Raw genomic sequence first — 16,953 nt, 5'->3', positions numbered from 1 at the left:
ATTACCTCAGGAAGTCAATCCCAAACTTAGATTTCTACGATCTTCAGTCAATGCGCGCCAGCGCTCGAACCGAGATTTCCGTCAGACTCGCGATTCAACAAGACTTCAATGTCACGACGGCGTTTTCGCCATTGATTTTTTGCGCCGAAGTTCTCGCGCCGCGAATACGCTAACCAACAGCAATAGCCATATCGCGCCGATAAAACTTCGTATAAACGCCAAAAACGCGTATGCCGCGATGAGGGGATTGGCGGCGCCTCCGATAAACGCATCAACGGTGTACCCGGAAACAAGCTCGCCAATATCCCATTCCAAGAATTGGCATGGATGGATGTCGTTTTCTGCGGTGTTGCAACCAAGCCAATGCGCGCCCTCAATGACCAGCAGGTTTCCAACGATAGGTATCGCAAGAAGCACAAAGAAAACAAGCACGGGGATCGCTAGCCATTTAAGCGCAAGATTGAACGCCCGCAAATTTTGTTTTTTATCCATAGCTCCCCTCAGCCGGTCGGTTATCCGTAACTCTTAAAATGATTTCCGACATGTTCGGTTGTCCGCGATGGGAATCACCGGGCCGAAACCGCGCCATAAAACTATCGCGCCATAAAGCACCCAACAGCATCCCCCCTTACACCCGATGTCACCGGCGGGCTTCCCGAATAGGCGAGCAGGTAGCCTGCTTGCGAGGGGTCAAAATAAAGCTCGTAACCGTCCCCATCATCGGCGACCAATACGCAACGTCGAATCTCGTGGTCCGAAGCTCCGTACACCTGGTCATACGCATCTTGGACTCTAATATCGCGCCAGATCGGCGTTACTAATGCGGCGCGCATCTCCGTAAGCTGGGCGTCTACCCACTCACGCGGCATGGGGTCGCCAAACGCGTCAGGTTGAGTGCTATGGGCGAAGTTTTCGATTTCTAATTCGACGGCAACTCGCAGCGCTACTAAATCCATTTCCTCGCCCCCCTGTAAACCAACGTTAGGTTAAAAAGCGGAAATCCATCGCTCACCGCGTGTGCGGCTCATTACACGTTTGAAGCCTCAGCATTGTCGGGTTCGGCCTGTTTTGCAGCCAACGGAGACACCAGCAACGCGGAAATTTGCGCCGCGCCTAAAAGAACGACAAGGCCAACCGCACAACTCCCAACCCCGTGATTGACGTACGCCATGGCCGTGGCGGCAACGGGATAACTGCCGTTATGAACGTTATAAGCCGTAACGAAGTCGCGCAGGCCGTAAAAAATCTCCGAGACGGCGGCGTAGCGCAACACAAGCGTAAACCACATCCGAGGCGTCATTGTTTGAATCTCCTTACTAAAAATGCCTGACAATTAGGCGACCGCTCACAATCTCAAATGCCCCAAGCGAGCTACATCGCGCCAGGGTGATCAAGCGTCCGATTTGTGGCAAACCACTTCGATGTTATGTCCATCGGGGCCGATAACGAACGCCGCGTAGTAATCGGCGTGGTAGTTCGGACGCAGCCCGGGCGCGCCGTGATCACGACCACCCGCCTTAAGCGCCGCGTGATAAAAATCGTCGACTTGCTGTCGATTCTCGGCGACGAACGCCAAATGGAGATGCGCCGGCTTTTCGTTGGTTTGCAATAAACAAAGAGATACCTTTCCATCCGAGCTGAGCTCGATACCGCCTTCCTTTTCAGAAACAACTTCCAAGCCGAGCGGTTCGAGAGCTTTAAGGAAGAACTCCTTGCTCGCCGCATAGTCAGTGACACCGAATACCACGTGGTCAAACATGATTTCTCCTAGCGAACTATTGATTTTCCAGATCACGGCCAAGCAGCCGCACCATGGGTTTCGCCACTAACACAACGAGAAAACCAAGCAATACATAGGCTAATCCGCCAATGAGAGTATGTGCCGGGTAGTGCTGCACTTCTAAGCCAACCGCCATCTCGATCCAATAGAGAATCCACATGATGGCAAGGACGCCGGACCAGATGACTCCCAAGAGACGGAGAATCAGGACCATTATTCTCTGGTAATCAGGCATGCATCCTCCTTAATGGACAACATAAAAGACCAAGAACGACAGTGGATTTCGGCAATCACCGATATTCGACGCTCCCTCTTCAACTCGGCTCTTTGCTCTCTTCGGTTACGTAGCGTCCAAGCATCGCTTCGCTCTTGGAAAGCGCAAGATCGATGGATCGATTTGCTTCATGCGCGGCAATTTGAAGCAACCGCCTTGCCTCCTGCTCCGCCCCACTCAGATAAGCTTTCAGCGCCAGAAATCGATGCGACAAAGCGGGGCACAACTGCCTTAGATCGTTGGTCAATAGACATTCGTTCAACGGATCGTGTTTTCTCGTTACCATGGCTGAGGAAAAAGCGACTTCCGCCCGGACTTGCGCAATGAGCGTGTTGAATTCGGGCATTGGCTTTTCCCAAGCGCTCAATGCCGCTTCGAAATTCTCCCCAATTTGTTGTGCGTGAAACCAATCGGCGCGATTCTGCGCAGCCTTTAAGCGATACCACAGCGCAATAAGTGGCGTCGGCATCGGCTTGCTTTCCAAGTACTCGATATCCGACTCTTCCAGCTTGTCTGCTGTGGCGCCGAAGACTGAGCGAGAAATGAGCCTAATATGCGCAAGCTCTGGGGCTCCATCGTCTTTGTGTCGCCACCATTGCAGGAGCAAAGCGCCGTCGGATCTGCTCTTACCCGACCTGGGAAGCATATTGGCTAGCGCCATAACGCCGTTCATTGTAGCGAACGCGGATGCGGCGCCCTCGAGTTCTTGCACGTGCACAACCAACGCAATCAGCAACGAGAACACGCAGGCGATTGCGTTAGCTGTCGGCCCCATGATGACCAAGATTATCATTTGACGACGTAAGGAGCGCGCTGGATCGGGTGCAGCGTAGACAAGACCCGAATAATTGTTGCGATTGTTTGGCTTCCAACGTACCAGCCACCGACCTTGCCGTGGATAGCATTCCATAGCCAATACCCGCATCAGTAAAACTTTCATGCCTGAAAGTTTTGCACCGAGAAAATGGCCTCCTTCGTGCACCAAAACGCAAATTGCAAAAAGGATGGACGCCGCAAACCAGGCGAATATTGCTGGGATATGGATTGCATCCGTCACGCCAGTAAGACAGTTCGCCGCAACGACAAATCCAAAGCCCATTAAAAGGTTTTGCGCCAGATATATGACCCATTGCACCAATCCCTCGCCTGCCGGAGTCGCGTGGCGACCGTTACGAGTAGCGCCAGGAGACGCCACTACGCTACTGACGAGAAACGCAGTCAGCACAATGGTGATCGCGTCAAATGCCAAGGGGTCGGAGTCCTGCAAGTGCAGCTGGGACGCGATGGCAAATTGCGACGCCACGGTCAGCACAAGCAAAACAACAAGTTGCAAGAAGGGATACTTTACTGACCCTCGCCGAAACCAGGCAATGACCAGCCCCATAAGGATCAAACTCGCGAACCAGCCGTACCAGAAGTGCGGCATTGTGGCGTCGGAGGTCAATATTTCCGCCGCGTCAATTCGACCGTACGCCGCCCACGCTGCAATGCTCTTTGGCAACCAAAGAGCTATCAGCAGCAAGTACGTCGATGCAAATATGCGCGCGCCTCTCATTGCTCCTCCAATAAAACCAGCACTAAATCCTTTTCTTCTGTCTTTACGACTATGGTGGCGCGATAAGCCCTGCTAGGTTTGGCATCGCAAAAAGCCCCTCACCGATGTCTACGGCAATTCCCCCGGCTCGTACTTATACGTTTGAGAATTCCAGCGCGATGCGATGATCATGTTGTAGCCGTAGACGAGCCGAACGACGATGGTGGAATGTTTGGATTTTTCAGGATAGGCGGTTTGAATGACGCGGGCCGCTGCTTGTGCAACATCCGAATCCGACGTCATCGGCGCATCCAGCGTCAGTTCGGCCTGCAAGAAGCTGTGGGTTTCACTTCCGTGGCTTGAATAGAAGAACGATTTGCCATCCACAAATCCTGCATATTGCACATGGGGCTGCTGAAGGAGCGTGTGCTCGACGTCCACAATGGATTGGAACGTTGTGTGCCCCGCAATCAGCGCCGCTAGCGCTGGTGAGACAAGCGCAAACAGGGCAATCAACCAGACGACGGCAATATGTCCGCGCCACGTCGTAACCGGCGGCAAGCACAGTCCAGCGGGCTTGACGTTGACGACATAGGTTCCCAGCAACAGATCATGCAAACACTGCCGCGTTCGCCGATTGAATAGGAACAGGTAAATATTGCCCGCGACGCCGCCGAACAGAATGATCGAAATCAAGGTCGCGACAAAGGTCGGCGCAGTCTCAAAATCGATGGGCAGGAAATTTAAGAAGAACGGCAACCCAAGCAGGGTATATCGCAATAATGACCGCGGTAGAGAAATACATACACCGCGCCCATCGACAACGCGCAACCCGAACCAACGCTTCGCCAACGTCTGGCCATTGCCGATGCGGCTATTGAGTATGCCGAAATACGAGATCGCGATAATGAACCCGATAATGCGTGCATACGCGCCAAGTCTGGCAAGCGCGTCGAATAGAAATAGGCCAAGCACATAGCCAATGGCGCCGACGATTAACAGGTCGACAAATATCGCGCCCAGGCGCGGCCAGAATCTGGCGAACGTCAGCTGCGGCAGCTCGTGGGTCTGCCCTTCCCCCTGAAACGCTTCCATGTGCCCCTCCCCCTAGGTAACGGGGATTCTGCCGGAAGTCGCGTAAAAACGGGAAGCGACACTTTGCCTCTTCGGCTAAGCGCCCCACCGTTTAGCGTATTTTTGAAGCGCCGAGTTTCTGCAACGCACAAAAGCAGGATTAACGCTTACCTATCGCAAACCACGGCATGGCGCCATACGAATCCGCGACAACCCATCCGCTCGCGGTTAATACCCACGAGCAGACGCTTTCGCTGTTTTGGAAGGCGTTGGCGCCGGCAATCAAAATGGGGACCCACACGAAAAGCGTGAACGATGCCATCTGAACGGTGGAGAGCGTTGCGGCTATTCGCGCGCAGACGCCAATGAGCATGGCGATGCCCGCGGCGATATAAGCAGCACCCGTGAAGCCCGCCCACATCGTGTGCCACGGCAACCACGAAGGCACCAAAACGACCGTCTGTTGAAAATAGCGGAAATGGCCGATACCAAAGTAGATCATTGCCAGTGCGTAGAGGACTCTCGCAATGCGCTCGCCCGTGTCGCCGGTGACGAAATGAAGCGATTGCGGGATTTTCCAGCTTGTCGAAAACCATGCGAACAAAATCCAAGCGGCTGCAACGTAAACCGCGCATTCAGTGCTGCCGTACCAGGGATCTTGCGAGCCGTTGAAAAAATCGGGCACCCGAAATAGCAATAGCCAGGCGAGAAAATAGATAAACAGAACTAACGCCGCTTCGGCGCGCTTCCAAAGCAGACCGATGCCGCAGCCGAGCGTGATAAGCGCGCACAGATATGGCAGCCACGTGTTGCTGGGCGGGTTGAGGTCCAACGGTTGCCAGAGTGCCGCGTGGTGGCCGGTGATCAGGCATTGGATGCCTAGAGCGATCATGGTGACCGCGAAAACGGCGTGGCCTGGGCTTGCTATGCGCATGCGCTGATCCCCCGGTGATTTGGTTCAGTTTATGGGGTTTGCTGGGGAATATTGGGGCCAAATGGCGGGGTTTTGGTGCGGCCAATTTGGGGGGCGACCGCGAAAAAGCCTACGGCTTGCTCAGATTTGTTCGTCATTCCAGCGAAAGCTGGAATCCAGTGCCTTTCGTGCATTGAAGTCGCTGGATTCCAGCTTTCGCTGGAATGACGAGCATATAGGTTGGCGTCCGACGCTTAGATATGACCTAACGCAAAATCCACCGCCGCACGCGCGGCCGCAACCTGCGCTTGAATGCATTGCTCTGGCGTTGCACGCGGGCTATCGGGATAAACCTCGGTGGTTGTGGTGTATCGCGCACCGGTCACACTGGCGCAGAGGCCAAGCTTTTTCAGCGCGTACTCGATCACGCCCGGGGCAACCATCGGCGAGCCGATAATCTCGCCTTTCGCATCCGCGAGCGCGATATGCGTCACCTGCTCCACCGCCGTCAATACAGCTTCCTGGAATGCCGGCTGCGGATTTTCGGAATCGTCGACCAGATAGAAACCATCCGGCACGATATCCGGCTCGTAAACCTTGCCATCGCGCGCAGCGAGCGCAGGGCGGAATTCGGACTCGTCGCTATCGGTGGTTTCGTGCAAATCGATATGCATGATGAAACGACCGAGTAACGGCGCAACCAGTCGCATCAACGCCGCCGATTCGCCAGCGGGGCTATTTGCAACGAACGAACGGTTCGGATCGATGGCGTCAGGATTCCAACGCTGAATGCGCTCGTAGGCCCACGGACTGATGCAGGGCGCGATCAGCACATTGGCGCGCCCGGCATAATCGGCGGCGTGCTGTTCGGCGAAACGCAGCGCGCCGTGCACGCCACTCGTTTCATAACCATGCACGCCGCCGGTGATCAGCATGACAGGAAGATCGTCCCGCCAATCTTTGGTGCGAATGGCGAATAACGGAAAGCTGCCCTGCGCGTAATCCAGCCGACCGTATTCCGATACGTCGAAGCGGGCGCGGAGCCGATTAATGGCGCTGATTACATCGTCTTCGTAGCTGCGATGACGAATCTGCCGCGAAAGCCATTCGGTTTTTTCTGCCTTACCCCAGGCCTGCCCTGCGTGGCCGATGGGATACGTGTCGTTGATGTTTTTCATGCTTATGTCCTGCATTTTCCAAATTTTCGGCAATGGCTATCGCGTTTAGGCCATTCTATCAGCCCGAGTTCTTTCCTTTATAAAACAGAAAATTCCCCTCTCGATCTTTTTTCGGCACAACGATAATCGAAGCCGCCAATTGCTTGGCCATATCTTCCAACATCGCATCGGTCGATGTGAGATGGGTTTTCGAATCTTCCTGATATGTGTACGTAGCGATGGTCAACCCGTTCGAGGTATTCAGAACCCGTACGGCAACACTCGCGCGATTCGCGCGCAATCCGATATGCCCCGTGCGGGAATAATCCTGCACTTCGCCATTGACGATGTAGCGATAGCCTTTGGCTTTGCCATACGCGATCGCCGCGTCGTCACTGTACGAAGCCTTGGCTCCAACGGGCCTGGGCACCGACACGGCATGCAGACCGGGCCTTTCCGAAAGCACGCGAACAAAGATGGCGCTCGCATTGGCGCCGGAGCCGTCGCAATCGGTTTGCTTTGCGATTTGGCAATCCTCGAACATCACCACGCCAAGCGTCGATCCATGGGGAACGTGATGCGTGACGTTGATGGATGGGTCGGAGGCGCATCCGGCTAACAGCGTCGTTGCCATTAGCAGAGCGTAGGTACGCTTGGTCATGCCGACTGTCTCCAAACCCGGAAAGTGCCATCGCTACTGATCGGAAGAGCATATCAAACTGCTCCCTTTCCGCATCCATACGAGCCGCGCGCTTCCTCTCTACGTTCTTACGATTTCACCCCGTTCTGCCGCCGCGAATGGATGAGATGTCGATCCAATTTGCTTGCTATGCTCGGTGCACGGCGCGGGGGCGCCGCATAAGGGGAAAAACGGCATGACGACGCAATCCAAGAGTCCGTCGACTGGCTTTGAGTGGCTCAGCGACGGGTTTAGCGTGGGCTTTCGCCATCCTGGTCCACTGTTCGGTGGCGCCGCGCTGATGGTGGTGGTAACGGCAATTCCATTGCTCATCTCACTCATTCTGCAATTACATTTCGTTGTGCCCGGTACGCAACCATCCTTGAGCACGATGATTTGGGTATCGATATTCCCCATGCTTATCAATCTGCTTCTGGTGCCGCTGCAGGCGGGATACTTGCGCTTGGTCGACGCCGCCGAATGCAACTTGCCGGCGCGGGCCCTGGACATCTTCAAGCCCTATCTAAAAGGCGAAGCGCTACGCTTTATGGGCTATGGGCTGGTAATCATGGCGTTGTATTTCGCGCTGTTCGCACTGGTTGGCGTGGCGATGGGCGGCAGCCTCACAGCCTGGCGTTCGCAAGTGATGATGGCGCAACTTGGTCATCAACCGCCCCCGATGATGCTGCCCAGCGGCTTCTTGATCATGATGCCGATCTTTATGGTGTTCGGCCTCTTTATGCTCGGGTTCTTTGCGATCAGCCTCGGGCAGTTGGCGCTAAGCAAACGCAGCGTGTTTGGTGCGATCGGCGACGGCGCAATCGGCGCCCTCAAGAACTTGCTGCCACTGTTCATGTTTATGCTAGCGCTTGCAATTGGCTGGGTCATCACGATTTTCTGCGTCGGCATCGTTGTCTTTCTATTCGCCGTATTTGCCAAACTCATTGGCGCGTGGCTCATCGCGTTGCTGATTGTTCCGATTTACATCGCGTTCTTGATTATTTTATTCACGTCGATGTATGGAGTGATGTATCACATATGGTGTGACGTGTGCTGCGAAGACACTACACGGGGACCTAGCCAACAGGTAGCCGCTTAAATAGCGCGACAGACTCCGTTGTCGCGTAGAACATGCAGGGTCAGAGCGCGTTTTCGTTTTTGAAATGACGCTCTGACCCCGCTTCATTTTCCCCTTCCTTTTTTCTACTTTGCCGTGCCGGCGACATTTCATGCCGCCGTTGGCGGCGTATAGTCGTGCAGCTGCCTACAGCGAAGGCCTTGAATGCGTCCTGCGTGGCTGAGTAAGCAGCAATGGGGAAAATCGGAATGGGATTTCCCATGTCGGCCAACCGCCTACAACGCTTGTTAGCTGTCATGGAAGTCATATAGACGTCCGTCATCACGCATGACGGCATGATCTAAGCATGTAGTGCAAGGATGTCGGCGGCTGAAGAAAAGGCTTCGGTGGCGTAGCCCATCGTTGCGAGCGGCCTGCGTGCAGATTCGCGGGCTACGCGGTCATCACCAACGATGGAGAGGAAAGCTCGTAGTGCCAACATAACCTTGGGAGGATGTATGGCGACGACTACTTACCAAAACTCCTACTTCACGGCTCGCTTGTGCTTTTTGATTCTCAGTGCAGTGTCTCTGTTTACGTTCACGGTCTCGGCCCAAGAGTGCAAAGGCAACCTGGATGTTGGATGCCTTTCTCCGGGCGCCACGTGTAACGCGAACGGCGTTCAACATGGCATTTGCACGTCGTCCGCCAACCTTCCGAAAGGCGAGAGGGAATGCACCTGCAAATTTGCGGGGAATTTGCCGCCGGTCGTATTGCACCCTAAATACATTATCGCTTCGCTGGTCTACGCGCCGCCGGGATGCGCGGGCGCGACGCCTGGCGCGAAATGCGGCCAAACCGGATTGGTCGACTATTCCTCAGGCAGCTCCATGGGGACGAAGCTCGGCGTAACCAACTCGATGAAGGTCGGCACACAAGTCACTGTCGACGCCGGAACGCAAGCTGAGGGTGCATCGCTGAGTTTTGGATTTACGTTCTCCGAGAACGAAACACAAACCACCACACTTACAAAATCGGCCACCTACGAGGTGAAAGATCCCGGCCCCAACGAAGACGGCGTCGATCACGACCAGGACATGTTTATTATCCTGATCAACCCGACGGTAACGCTGAAGCAGGAAAGCAGCGGCGGCATCAATTGGTCGCCTGGATTCTCCGGGCAAGGCGCCGCGCCGCAGAACATATGGGTAAGCGAGTTACGCAACCCTGCCACGATGAACCCCGACAAGGCGAAACTTTTGAAAGATCTCGGCTTTACGGCCGAGGACTTTAAAACGATTCGATGCATGGACCCCTTCGCCGGTCCCGGGGTCAGAAACGGCCCTGGCGGCGCCGTGCCGGATCCTTGCCAAGAGTTGGTGAACTCAAACAACTCCACCGCTGTCGGCGTCAACACAAGACGCTACCGCGCCACCACCGAGATCATTCCGTACGACCCGCCGCCACAGAATGCCGGGTGTCCGAATGAAATCTATACGATAAAAAACGACTACCAAACCGAAGGTACGCAGACGGATGAAGAGGACTACACCGTCTCTGGGTCATTACAAGGAGGCATACCCGTATTTAGTTCTTTGAAGGTACAAAACACAATGACGTGGACAACCAGCACCTCGGACAGCACCACCAAGGACACCACCCAATCGTTGTCATATACAGCAGCGTGCCCGTCCGCCAACTACAACGGACCACTGGATTTCACGGTCTATATCGACCAGCTGTATGGCACCTTCGCGTTTGTGCCCTTCGACCCCACCACCATGGAATTGATTCATCAAGGAATGGTCACGCACAACAAGAAGCCGGTCGCCGGTCAAGCCGTGACGCTGCAATTCGCCGGTCACACGTTTCACACGTATACGTCTGCGCGCGGCAAGTTTGTGATCACGCGCCTGAAGACGACACCGCTCAAAGGTCACCCGACAGGAACACTTACTGTAGGGAAACATAAGCAGACGGTGACGATTGGGGGAAATGGCGTAAGCGATATCCAGATTTAACGCCGTCGCGAAAGCATCGTCGGAGTGCATTTCTCAAACGAGATAGCGCACTCCGACCCTGCTGCCGGCTATCTTAGATATTGGAAGACATACCAAACGCCAAAAAAACCGATGATCAAAATCGCAACGGTGTAGTACACATTGGTCGATGCTTTTTTAAGCAAATCGGCAATCCCGTCTTTCACGTCTTTTTCGTGCGTTGCGCCAAAGTTAGACACGTCGGGGAACGAGTAGATCTTGTCGATAAGGGGCACCATCTCCCTGGTCGTTGTGAAATCGAACTTCGACGTGACGTAGTTGACGACATCGATGCGCGAGTTCAGTGCTGGCAGTACGAACTTGCCCGCTTTAACTTTCGACTTAAAGCGGTATTCGTCGAACGTCATCTTTGCGCCCAAGGAACCCAGAATAAGCATCAAAAGCGCGAAAAATCCCACGACAATGGCCGTCTTGGTTTGAGAGTTGTCCTTGTCTTTCAGCGATTGTGGATTTGTATCGACCGTGATCTTCGACAAACCGGCGATCCTTCCGCTCGCGCTGAAATTCAATTTGCCCGCCTGATAAAGCGCGCTCAGCCAAACTCTGTCGCCCGGATTCAACAGCGGAAATTTGACATACGCACCGTTGAGCGATTTCTGATAATCCAGCTGCACGGTCACGTCCGAGGGTTCCACGCGACTCACTTTCAAGTCGATAAGCGGCGAATCCTTTCCGAACTGAATAAACAAAGGGGCTACGACCTCGCGCTCCAACAGCGGCGTTCTGCCTGAGTTCTCGATCAGGAGCGTTCCCTTGGATAACTCGCTTATTTCGTTGCCGCGATAATTGACTTGCAGGCCATCGAATTTTTGGCTTGGCCCGATCACCTGCGACGCATCGATCAGCGAAACGCGTAGTTCGTCTTTGGCCTTGATGTGGTCCCATACAACGGGACCTATCACACCCAAGATTCCGACGGCGAGGCTCGCGATGCCCAAGAAATCCCATTTCCGCAGCTTCATAGGCGCGTACTCCGAACGACTGCTTGATCCCCTGCGATGGCGGAGAAATACTCCGATGGCAGTTGGAATAAAAGGGGGCTGGCGGCCTTTCTCGATTGAAAAAAAGCGCGCCACCCTAGTATTCCCAATAAAAATTCGCTCCGACCTTTTTTAGAGCAACGCGTTAATCGGCTTGTATGGATATTTTCGACGCGCGACGCTCGTCTGAAACCGAACGAAACCAGGCGGCTACTCGCGGTGAGAATAAGAGCAACATCGCGAGCAACCCTGCCAGCATTGCAACAAGCACGAGCGGATTCATTGCATGCACATCGGAAAGTGCTTCTGGCCGGGTTGTGTGCACAATGAGCTGGAGAACCATTGCCAACGACATCCACCAAAGGAAAATCGTCCGCACCCAACTAATTCCCCGCCACAATCCATAAATAATCAGCGGCCTGACAACAATGATTGCCGCGTAATGCCATATTCTCAGCAGCGTAAGGGGCTGACCAGACGAGAGCTCCAATCTGAATCCAAGCACATAATCGGCAATCAGAACGATGCATTCGCACGTGAGTACGACGAGGGAAATCTTTAATTCAATGGGTCGCTTCATAGCCGCGCTTCCACTTTCCTTTTTATGAGCCTTGATGACAGAGCAAATCGTCGTTCGACAAAATGCTCGGAGTCAGTCCGTATAGCTCATCGTTCCAACCTCGACCTTCCACGCCGCCTCACCGTCATCCCAGCGAAAGCTGGGATCCAGTGACTCAAGCGCGGAAAGACGCTGGATCCCAGCTTTCACTGGAATGACGATCAAAAAGAAGGTGCAGAAAAAACTGAGACACCACATCCTTTGCGGTAAGTGCGCCCCATCAATTCCCACTCATCCCCTTCCCCTCCCCACTCCCCGCTTTCCCATCCGCCACGCTCTCCGGCGCAGGGCCAAGGTTGTTGGCGAGGAACGTCAGCATGTGTGTATAGAAATCCTGCTTGTTCGCAGGGTCGGCAAGGCCGTGGCCTTCCCATTCGTACGTCACGAATTCGGGAGGGCGGCCGACTTTTTTCAGCGCGGATCGCATGGCGGTGGCGTATTGGATCGGCACACGGCCGTCCAATTCGCCGTGCGCGAGGAATACGGGAATGGTGATGTCGGACGCGCGCGAGATCGGTGAGTTGGCGGTCAAGGCGGCTTTGTCTGTGCCGAGCACGACGTTCAAGTAATACGTGCCGTAATCGCTGCGATGGATGTCGCCCCAGCGATAGAGTTTGGACAGGTCGTAGGGGCCGGACACGCCGATGGCGCAGCGATAGAGTCCCGGTTCCCGTGCCGCGCCCATCAGCGCGGCATAGCCGCCGTAGCTTGCGCCGTAGATGCAGATGCGTTTCGGATCCGCGATGCCTTGTGCAATGGCCCATTTGGTGGCGTCGGTGACGTCGTCCTGCATGGCCAGCCCCCATTGGCGATAGCCAAGCTCCATAAAGTGCCGACCGAAATTCGACGAGCCGCGAAAGTTGACGTGCACCACGCTGTAACCGTGCGACGCCAGCAGTTGGGTTTCCTCGTCGAATGTCCAATCGTCCGCGACGAAGAACGGGCCGCCATGCACGACCACGACCGTAGGCGCCGGACCGTTGACGCCTTGGGCGCGCGTGACGAAGCCATGCAAGCTCAGCCCGTCGCGGGCTTTGAACTCGAACGGTTCCATCGCGGCCATATGGTCGGCGTCCAACCAAGGCCGTGCATGGAACAACAGCGTGGCTTTACTCGTCGTGCGGTCGATCAGATACCACGAGCCATCGTCTTTATCGCTGTAGGTAAACACGATAATCGTGGAACCGTCGGCGGTGCTACTCATCACGCTGACCACGGTGCCGGGAAACGCCTTGACCAGCGCGCGGTGCCACTTCGCGTCCACGCTATCGGGCGCCCAATAACGCGCTTGCGGGATGCCAGGGCCAAACCAGGCGCCAATGGGCTCCATGCCATCCATGGAACGAATGGTGACGAGCGGGTTCGACACTTTGTCGCTCAGCAGCTCGGTGCGCTTGCCGGTGGCGAAATCGTAGCTTTCGATGACATCCGGGCCGTCGGTGCGCTCGCGATCCAGGAAAGCGGTTTTGTTGTCTTCGGAAATACCGAGCGGAATCTCTTCGATATGCGTCGTGTCGCTATCGTTGAGCGAACTCCATTGCCCGTCGTCGCCTAGTACGGAGGTCCGGCTCCGCGAGGTTTTGCTCCACGACCAGGCGAACCGCACTTTGCCGCTGTGATCGACCATTAACTGGGCATCACCCAGCGGGGATTCGCCCATCAATTCGCCTTTATCCACCAAATGGTCGATGTCCAGGCGCCGAATGGCATAGCGGCATTCGTGGTCGTCGGAAAAGTCTTTGCATTCCTCGACCAGAATATGATGTTCGTCACCACGCAACGAACCGGCAAAATCCGACCCTAACGTCTGCGGGTGTTTTTGATGAATATCTACCAGATAAATAAAGGGGTTAAAAACCGGCTGGTGATAGGTCCCCGAGTCGCGATTGGCCGCGATCACCAAATGGTCGGACCCCAGCCACCTCAACGCTTCAATTTCCCCTCGCGTTTTCGAACCGATCTGCGCCACCACGCTCATATCCGAGCGTTTCAAAACCGTGACCGTGGTGCCTTCGTCTTCCCGATGCGATATCGCCAACATCGTTCCATCCGGCGAAATCGCTACCTTTTCGTATTCCGCGCTTTGCAACAACTCAATGGGCTTCTGCGCCCCGTCCGCCATACAGGCGCACGCCACCGAAACCAGCCAACACGCCAGCCAAAAACGTTTCATCGTGCATCCCCCGATGCGGTGAGTCCCCAGACACACAATACCTAAAAATCGGGCGTCGATGTTGGGGGACCCGCCCGCCCTGGCGAATGGGTCTTGATAACGGTAACCAATACGGTTATTCCGGCTTGGTCATATCGGATAATCGCGATACGGACTGAAGGAAATCCCCCCAATAATCTCCGACACGGATTGCCATGAATATCGATTTTCACTACGGCGTGATCTACATCGTTGCGCGCATCGCGGGCTTGGATGTCCCCGCTGCGACCACCGTAGCCCATGCCTGCCAATATATCGACGACTCCACGGTAGACGGCGTTCTTTACTTTTCCGGCGGCGAATCCTATTCGCGCGTTGCAAGCGCGCACTCGCTTTTCGATTACCAAAATGTTTTCGCCGCGCGCGACAAATTAGTGTGGGTACCGTTTCATTTTCTTCCCGGCGGCGAAGGCGAGACGCTCGAAGACAAATCCGTTTGCAGGCCTAACAGCCTTATTGCTCAGGCCATGGTGCGCGAAGGCATTCGCGATCCGCATGCCGAAAACGCGCTCCATCGCTTAGGCGTTACCCTGCATGTTTATATCGATACGTGGGCGCATCAGGGTTTTTCCGGAACGATCAGCAAGCACAATCAAGTGCACAATCTTTCCAGCCATCACATCGATACGAATTCGTGGCTAACACAACTCGAATCGTTTACCGAAGACGTGTCCAATCGAATCAAGTCGGAGACCATCGACCATCTGGAGCGGCTCGGACATGGCGCGGCGCTTCATCTCCCCGATCTGCCGTGGGCCAACTGGCAATACACCAATGGTCACGGCCTTAAGATCGAGCGGGATAATCTTCCCCAGTTTATAGAAGCGGCCGATATGGCGCACCGTGTCGTGCGGGGTTTTCTGCGCGGAAACGCCAACTTTATGGAGGAAGAAGGTCTGCCTGAATCTATCAAGCATGCGTTGGAAGAACTTCTTGGAAGCAATCGGGATGAAAACGCGAACAATCGACTTCATTCGGTGATGAGCGCCGTGGCGAGCGGCGCCATTCCGATGCTTCGCGAACCCGTTCCCGAATACATCGCCAAGGGCGTAGGTTCGTGGAAATATCAAGCAACAGGTATTACCAGCGATAAAGACGATGGCCCCACTAAGCCGGCGTGGTCCGAGAAATTCGAAAGCTCGGACTATCGCAAGTTTCACGATGCGGTGAAGGAACATCTTTTTATGGTGACGCAAACGGTTTTGCCGGCGCATGGCGTGCGATTGGTTTGACTCATCGACCGTTACGGCGCTTGGTACGTGGCGGTGTTGGGATTCGCATGCGCTCACCTCAACCTACGCGCTATCGATTTCTTGCTCGTCATGTCGGCGCATTCAGAATGCATCCATAACGAAATCTGTCCCGCCACAGCTAGCTGTTATCCAAGTTCTTGAGCAAGTCCGATAAGCAGCTCTTCCGGCCCGCGGATGTAGCAGAGCCGATACACGTCTTTGTATTGAACAACCTCGCCCACGAGCTGCGCGCCGTGTTTGAAAAGCCGCAGCAGCGTCTCGTCGATATCGTCCACGGTGAACATGACGCGCAGGTAGCCCAGCGCGTTCACGGGTGCGTTCCGGTGATCGGCCACGGTGGGCGGCGTGAGAAACCGGGAGAGCTCTAGCCGGCTGTGGCCGTCCGGCGTGCGCATCATGGCTATCTCGACGCTCTGATTGCCTAGCCCCGTAATGCGTCCGGCCCATTCGCCTTCGATGGTGGCACGCCCTTCGAGGTCCAGGCCGAGCTCGCGGAAGAATGCGATCGTCGTATCGAGGTCGTCGACGACGATGCCTACGTTGTCCATTCTTTTAAGTGTCACGTGTCCAACCTGCGCGTGATAAGGAAATTCGGTGAAGCCTACCAGCCTGGCTTCGTTTTTCCGTCCGCCCCTTACTACCTTCACATGAGTCGCATAACGCCTCGATGCTAATTTAAACCTATCGTCGACTTCGACCATCCAAAGCACGTAGCCCCGATTTGGAGTGCAAGCGACGAAGCCAGGCGCTACCGGAAAGGCGCCGCGGTTTACATGGAAGGCAAGTACATCGGCAGCGTCCCCACTGCCCTGACATCGATAAGCAGACCATCGCCGCGCAAGCGGACGAGCGGGTTTATGCGCCTGAAATTTCCCCGAGAAAACGTGAGAGCCCCCCGTATGAAAATCAATCAAATCATCGACATCAATCACCCGCAGAAGCGTGGCTTTAGCTTCGCGACCAAACTCACGTCGACCATCGCCATGGTTGCCATGGGTGTCATGACATTTACTGCTGCGCATGCACAGGACACCGATTCCAGAATCGGCGGCAAAGCGCCCGCCGATGCCACTATCGTTGCGCACAGCGATATCGGCATGACCAATCACAGCGTCGCTAACAGCAAAGGCCGCTACACCCTTGCCAGGTTGCGACCGGGAACCTACGTGGTGTCTCTGGAAAGGAACGGCAAAACGCTTGCCAGCGTATCCGGTGTACCGCTTTACGTAGGTGTTGCATCCGAAGTGGACTTTGCTTGCAACGGCGACGAGTGCACGGCATCGATGGCTCGTTGATCGCGCAGATAACGGCACAAAGAAAAGGGGCCGGAGGCAGTGTATGGAATAACTGCTTCCGGCCCC

Annotated in this window: 17 protein-coding genes; 4 read left to right on the top strand and 13 right to left on the bottom strand. The window is 55.1% G+C overall.

What is annotated here, in order from left to right; translation table 11 throughout:
• Window positions 1-111 precede the first annotated feature (111 nt).
• From L0U79_RS08840 to L0U79_RS08800, 9 genes are all read right to left on the bottom strand, one after another.
• On the bottom strand, window positions 112-492 hold the full coding sequence (locus tag L0U79_RS08840; protein ID WP_233841564.1) for a hypothetical protein: 381 nt from the start codon (window positions 490-492) through the stop codon (window positions 112-114).
• Window positions 493-1,027: 535 nt separating this feature from the next.
• Window positions 1,028-1,273, bottom strand: coding sequence for a hypothetical protein (locus tag L0U79_RS08835; protein WP_233841561.1), 246 nt, complete (start codon window positions 1,271-1,273; stop codon window positions 1,028-1,030).
• A 117-nt stretch (window positions 1,274-1,390) separates the two neighbouring features.
• Window positions 1,391-1,759: a VOC family protein gene (locus L0U79_RS08830; protein ID WP_233843878.1), complete on the bottom strand. Its 369-nt coding sequence runs from the start codon at window positions 1,757-1,759 to the stop codon at window positions 1,391-1,393.
• A 16-nt stretch (window positions 1,760-1,775) separates the two neighbouring features.
• Complete coding sequence (locus L0U79_RS08825; RefSeq protein ID WP_233841553.1) at window positions 1,776-2,015, bottom strand: hypothetical protein; 240 nt, start codon at window positions 2,013-2,015, stop codon at window positions 1,776-1,778.
• 79 nt (window positions 2,016-2,094) lie between these two features.
• Window positions 2,095-3,609, bottom strand: coding sequence for a M50 family metallopeptidase (locus L0U79_RS08820; protein WP_233841546.1), 1,515 nt, complete (start codon window positions 3,607-3,609; stop codon window positions 2,095-2,097).
• Between the two features lie 108 nt (window positions 3,610-3,717).
• Window positions 3,718-4,683, bottom strand: coding sequence for an RDD family protein (locus L0U79_RS08815; RefSeq protein ID WP_233841544.1), 966 nt, complete (start codon window positions 4,681-4,683; stop codon window positions 3,718-3,720).
• Window positions 4,684-4,822: 139 nt separating this feature from the next.
• Window positions 4,823-5,596 (bottom strand): DoxX family membrane protein, encoded by a 774-nt coding sequence (locus L0U79_RS08810; RefSeq protein WP_233841542.1) that lies wholly within the window; start codon window positions 5,594-5,596, stop codon window positions 4,823-4,825.
• Between the two features lie 233 nt (window positions 5,597-5,829).
• Complete coding sequence (locus L0U79_RS08805; RefSeq protein WP_233841534.1) at window positions 5,830-6,753, bottom strand: M14 family metallocarboxypeptidase; 924 nt, start codon at window positions 6,751-6,753, stop codon at window positions 5,830-5,832.
• Between the two features lie 58 nt (window positions 6,754-6,811).
• Complete coding sequence (locus L0U79_RS08800; RefSeq protein WP_233841527.1) at window positions 6,812-7,393, bottom strand: hypothetical protein; 582 nt, start codon at window positions 7,391-7,393, stop codon at window positions 6,812-6,814.
• Window positions 7,394-7,667: 274 nt separating this feature from the next.
• Between L0U79_RS08800 and L0U79_RS08795 the strand changes: the two genes are divergently transcribed.
• Window positions 7,668-8,510: a hypothetical protein gene (locus tag L0U79_RS08795; RefSeq protein WP_233841525.1), complete on the top strand. Its 843-nt coding sequence runs from the start codon at window positions 7,668-7,670 to the stop codon at window positions 8,508-8,510.
• Between the two features lie 476 nt (window positions 8,511-8,986).
• A complete protein-coding gene (locus L0U79_RS08790; protein ID WP_233841523.1) occupies window positions 8,987-10,489 on the top strand; it encodes a hypothetical protein in 1,503 nt (500 codons plus the stop codon).
• Window positions 10,490-10,557: 68 nt separating this feature from the next.
• On the opposite strand, the gene L0U79_RS08785 is transcribed toward L0U79_RS08790, so the two are convergent.
• From L0U79_RS08785 to L0U79_RS08775, 3 genes are all read right to left on the bottom strand, one after another.
• Complete coding sequence (locus L0U79_RS08785) at window positions 10,558-11,604, bottom strand: hypothetical protein (protein WP_233841515.1); 1,047 nt, start codon at window positions 11,602-11,604, stop codon at window positions 10,558-10,560.
• Window positions 11,605-11,653: 49 nt separating this feature from the next.
• A complete protein-coding gene (locus L0U79_RS08780; protein WP_233841513.1) occupies window positions 11,654-12,088 on the bottom strand; it encodes a hypothetical protein in 435 nt (144 codons plus the stop codon).
• 259 nt (window positions 12,089-12,347) lie between these two features.
• Window positions 12,348-14,300: an alpha/beta fold hydrolase gene (locus tag L0U79_RS08775; RefSeq protein WP_233841505.1), complete on the bottom strand. Its 1,953-nt coding sequence runs from the start codon at window positions 14,298-14,300 to the stop codon at window positions 12,348-12,350.
• Between the two features lie 194 nt (window positions 14,301-14,494).
• Between L0U79_RS08775 and L0U79_RS08770 the strand changes: the two genes are divergently transcribed.
• On the top strand, window positions 14,495-15,571 hold the full coding sequence (locus L0U79_RS08770; protein ID WP_233841503.1) for a DUF6765 family protein: 1,077 nt from the start codon (window positions 14,495-14,497) through the stop codon (window positions 15,569-15,571).
• Window positions 15,572-15,717: 146 nt separating this feature from the next.
• On the opposite strand, the gene L0U79_RS08765 is transcribed toward L0U79_RS08770, so the two are convergent.
• A complete protein-coding gene (locus L0U79_RS08765; RefSeq protein WP_233841501.1) occupies window positions 15,718-16,293 on the bottom strand; it encodes a VOC family protein in 576 nt (191 codons plus the stop codon).
• A gap of 198 nt (window positions 16,294-16,491) precedes the next feature.
• Here L0U79_RS08765 and L0U79_RS08760 point away from each other — a divergent pair, with 198 nt between their 5' ends.
• On the top strand, window positions 16,492-16,887 hold the full coding sequence (locus L0U79_RS08760) for a carboxypeptidase-like regulatory domain-containing protein (protein WP_233841484.1): 396 nt from the start codon (window positions 16,492-16,494) through the stop codon (window positions 16,885-16,887).
• Window positions 16,888-16,953: the final 66 nt, after the last annotated feature.

The sequence above is a fragment of the Dyella sp. 2HG41-7 genome (assembly GCF_021390675.1).
Taxonomy (GTDB): domain Bacteria; phylum Pseudomonadota; class Gammaproteobacteria; order Xanthomonadales; family Rhodanobacteraceae; genus Dyella_B.
The sequence above is the reverse complement of the archived record's forward strand: the minus strand, read 5'-3'. Positions and strand labels throughout refer to the sequence as shown.